Origin of the sequence: Paenibacillus sp. OT2-17 (genome assembly GCF_009827695.1) — a bacterium.
GTDB lineage: Bacteria > Bacillota > Bacilli > Paenibacillales > Paenibacillaceae > Paenibacillus > Paenibacillus polymyxa_B.
Window position 1 is genome coordinate 1 of record NZ_WUDQ01000392.1, and the last position, 3547, is coordinate 3547.

Sequence of the window (3547 nt, forward strand, 5' to 3'; positions counted from 1 at the left end):
GAGCTGGAAACTGGGGAATTGAATGCAGGAAGCGCACGAATAGAAAAACAAATCAAAGGCAAAGCCTTAATTGTTGCGCAGCATGAACTGGTGAGATACAGCTTGAACGAACTACTGCAAGACTTGGGATTAAAAACATTCACTAATTCATCCTTCCAAGAAAGTGTGGACGCTTTTCAAAAGGGTGAGCATTTTGATTATGTTATCATCGATATGGGGATGGAAGGTTTGAGAGAACTGGACTCCCGGAGGCAGTGGCTTCAAATGCTGGATAGGCAGATAACTCAGATTATTGGACTTACAACCGTGTTTCAGATGGAAACAATAGCTGCAGGGGACATGAATCATAGTGTGGATGCCTTTTTGTCCAAGCCCGTTACCCGAAACGCTCTGCTGGAGGTTCTCTGCTGGAAGAAGGAACAGTCAGTGCCAGCAGATGGTAATACTCTGGAGACTCATGCGACGATGAGTTGCCACAATGAGATAGGGGATACAACACAGAAGTATCAAATTCTCATAGCAGAGGATAACGAAATTAACCAGGTGGTGATTACCGAGTTTTTAGCAGAGCGTAACTTTGAGGTAACGATGGTCACGAACGGAAGAGAACTAATAGCGTTACTGGAACTGCGTTACTGGGATATGGTGCTGCTTGATTTGCATATGCCAGAGATGGATGGTTTTGAGACGGCGAGGCATATTCGGAGAAACAAAGCTTTTAACAGGCTTCCCATTATCGCTTTTACCGCTGATGCTGTGCAGCATGAACAGGAAGTTTGTCTTCGTGCTGGTATTAATGCCGTGTTGTTCAAGCCTGTCCATGAACTGACCGCTGCTAGAGTGTTAACTAGCTGGATTAATTTAGCGTGGCTGCAAGATTTACATGGTATTCACGCTGAGCAGTCGATAGCAGGCATGGATGGCAAGGTGTATATTTTTCAATTTGCCCTTTATAAATGGATACAGGAATACCAGTATCTCGATAAAAGAGTTGTGAGAAAAATGGACAATGGGCAGTTATCTTCTGCTCTTCGATTAATCCACTCACTTAAGGGAGGAACGGGGAACCTGTGCGCGCCTGAGTTGCTGGCAAAGGTAATAGAGCTGGAAATGGCATTGAAGCGCAGCAATGAAACCTCAACAGGAGCACTGTATCCAGACTGGAAAAAGCATCTGAGCACGGTTCAGAAGGATATTAACCAAATCAAGTCATCACTTCCCTGGAGCTGACCGTGTTATTGCATAAATTTGTAGCCGATTCCCCAGATGGTCTTGATTAATTGCGGTTTCTTAGGGTCTTTTTCGATTTTTCTGCGTAAATGGTTAATATGTACGTCCACAGCCCTTTCATTAATAAAGGAGTCTGTGCCACGGAGAGCCTGAATCAAAGCATACCTGCTGAATACAATTCCCCGGTTCAAATAAAAAAGCTTCATGAGCTCAAATTCTGAATATGTTGTCTCCACATTCTGTCCGTTAACGGTAATCATTCTTCTCGCTAGATCCAAAGTAATGCCGGTTTCAGGTTCAGGTGCTCTGCCTCTTCCTTGCAAGCGCGTGATTTCAATACGACGGAAAAGAGCCTCCATCCGTGCTTTTAGCTCTTGCATACTAAAAGGCTTGCAAATATAATCATCTGCTCCCAACGTAAGTGTACGAATACGCTCTGATATGTTGTTTTCTGTAGAAATCACGATGATGGGCACGTCCGTATGCTTGCGTATGAGTGGGCAGGGATTTACCCCATCCAAATCTGGAAGCAGCAGATCCAGCAAAATAATATCGGGTTGTACGATCTCAAGCCGGGCAATACCCTCAGACGCTTGTTCCACTCGAGTAACGTTGTAGTCTTCTCCTGTTAAATACAAGGAAAGGGTCTCTCCCAACATATTGTCATCTTCAATAATTAAAACATTAGACATGATCATATTTCCTTATCTTTCTATCAAATTCGAGCCAAATAGTTAGGATAACTGCAATGTTTACAACAAGTTTTTGGCAGGTCCTGTTGATAGAGTAAACTCCTTTGGACAGTCTGTCAAAAGATCAGGTTTGTTGTGACAATCCTGTGGACAATTAGTCCAGATGTATATCTATTTGATATGGAAATGTACTATTTTTGAGATTTATTACTATAATACGACATTTTTCGTTTTCTTTTAACAATATACTACAAGCCATTGATGATAAATTACAAAAATTTAACAAAACACATCAGAAACATGCATTGACTTAAATGAAAATTATGGTATTTTATTACATAGGAGTTGACATCCTCTGATAGGCCTCTTAGAAAAACCCACTATTTAATCTTCTACTAACATACTCTCATGTGCTATCTCTGTATTTAATTTTCGTACTTTAATTGTTCTTGTGATCATACTTATGATTCTTTGGTGTGGATATCCCAGTGTGAATTCAGACTGTCTACTCATTTAGATTACATATTTACATTTTTTTTGCTTTCCATGCTTGTATTTTTTAAAATCAGGTCAGCGGGAGGACGAGAGATCATGAACACATTCGAAGCGCTGGAGTCCAATGTAAGATCCTATTGCAGAAGTTTTCCAGTTGTTTTCAACAAAGCTAAAAACGATGTACTGTACACGGAGGCAGGCAAGGGTTACATTGACTTTTTTGCTGGGGCAGGGGCTTTGAACTATGGGCATAATAATGATTTTATGAAAAACCGGATATTGGATTATTTAAGTTCCGATCGGATTATGCATGGTCTGGATATGTACACGACAGCTAAGCAAGAGTTTATTGAGTCTTTTTCAGAGCGTATTCTCCAGCCCAAGGGCTTGAATTATAAGCTGCAATTTTGCGGACCGACCGGAACCAATGCGGTGGAAGCAGCACTGAAACTTGCACGCAAGGTGAAAAACAGAAATGGTATTTTCGCTTTTATGGGCGCGTTCCACGGAATGTCGCTGGGTAGTTTATCTATTACCAGCAACAACTCCATGCGAGAGAGCGCAGGGGTACCCCTGAACAATGTTACCTTCATACCTTATAACAGCACATTTAACGGAATGGATACCATTTTGTATATGGAGCAGCTTTTAACAGACACTCACTCGGGTGTGGAAAAGCCTGCCGCGATCATTTTGGAAACGGTACAGGCTGAAGGCGGTATTCATATTGCAGATACCGAATGGCTGCGTGATTTGCGACAGCTGTGCGATGACCATGATATTTTGCTCATTGTTGACGATATTCAAGTCGGTTGCGGTCGAGTTGGTTCGTTCTTCTCATTCGAGCGGGCGGGAATTGTTCCTGATATGGTTGTTTTGTCCAAATCGATCAGTGGATACGGTTTGCCAATGTCTCTGTTGCTACTCAAGCCAGAATTGGATATATGGAGTCCAGGTGAGCATAACGGCACCTTCCGTGGAAATCAGCTTGCTTTTGTCGGGGCAAAGGCTGCGCTGGAGTTCAGAGATACGGTAGAGCTGGAAGCACAAGTGAAGGAAAAAGAGGCTTTTGTTCAGCAGTTCTTGCGTGAACATATCCAATCGATAGATCCTCTAATTGAAATTCGCGG

At 42.3% G+C, this 3547-nt stretch carries 3 protein-coding genes; 2 read left to right on the forward strand and 1 reads right to left on the reverse strand.

Annotated features, from left to right (window positions below):
• On the forward strand, positions 1-1230 hold a 1230-nt coding region (locus GRP75_RS21815; RefSeq protein ID WP_160790340.1), incomplete at its 5' end, for a response regulator.
• Positions 1231-1235: 5 nt separating this feature from the next.
• On the opposite strand, the gene GRP75_RS21820 is transcribed toward GRP75_RS21815, so the two are convergent.
• Positions 1236-1922 carry a response regulator transcription factor gene (locus tag GRP75_RS21820; protein ID WP_023988534.1) on the reverse strand — a complete coding sequence of 229 codons (687 nt, stop codon included), beginning with the start codon at positions 1920-1922 and terminating at the stop codon, positions 1236-1238.
• 591 nt (positions 1923-2513) lie between these two features.
• Between GRP75_RS21820 and GRP75_RS21825 the strand changes: the two genes are divergently transcribed.
• The coding region (locus GRP75_RS21825) for a diaminobutyrate--2-oxoglutarate transaminase (RefSeq protein ID WP_160790341.1) at positions 2514-3547 on the forward strand (1034 nt) is incomplete at its 3' end.

Excerpts from the sequence above, each read along its gene's own strand:
- GRP75_RS21820 (WP_023988534.1), bottom strand. The coding sequence starts at position 1,922 with ATGTCTAATGTTTTAATTATTGAAGATGACAATATGTTGGGAGAGACC.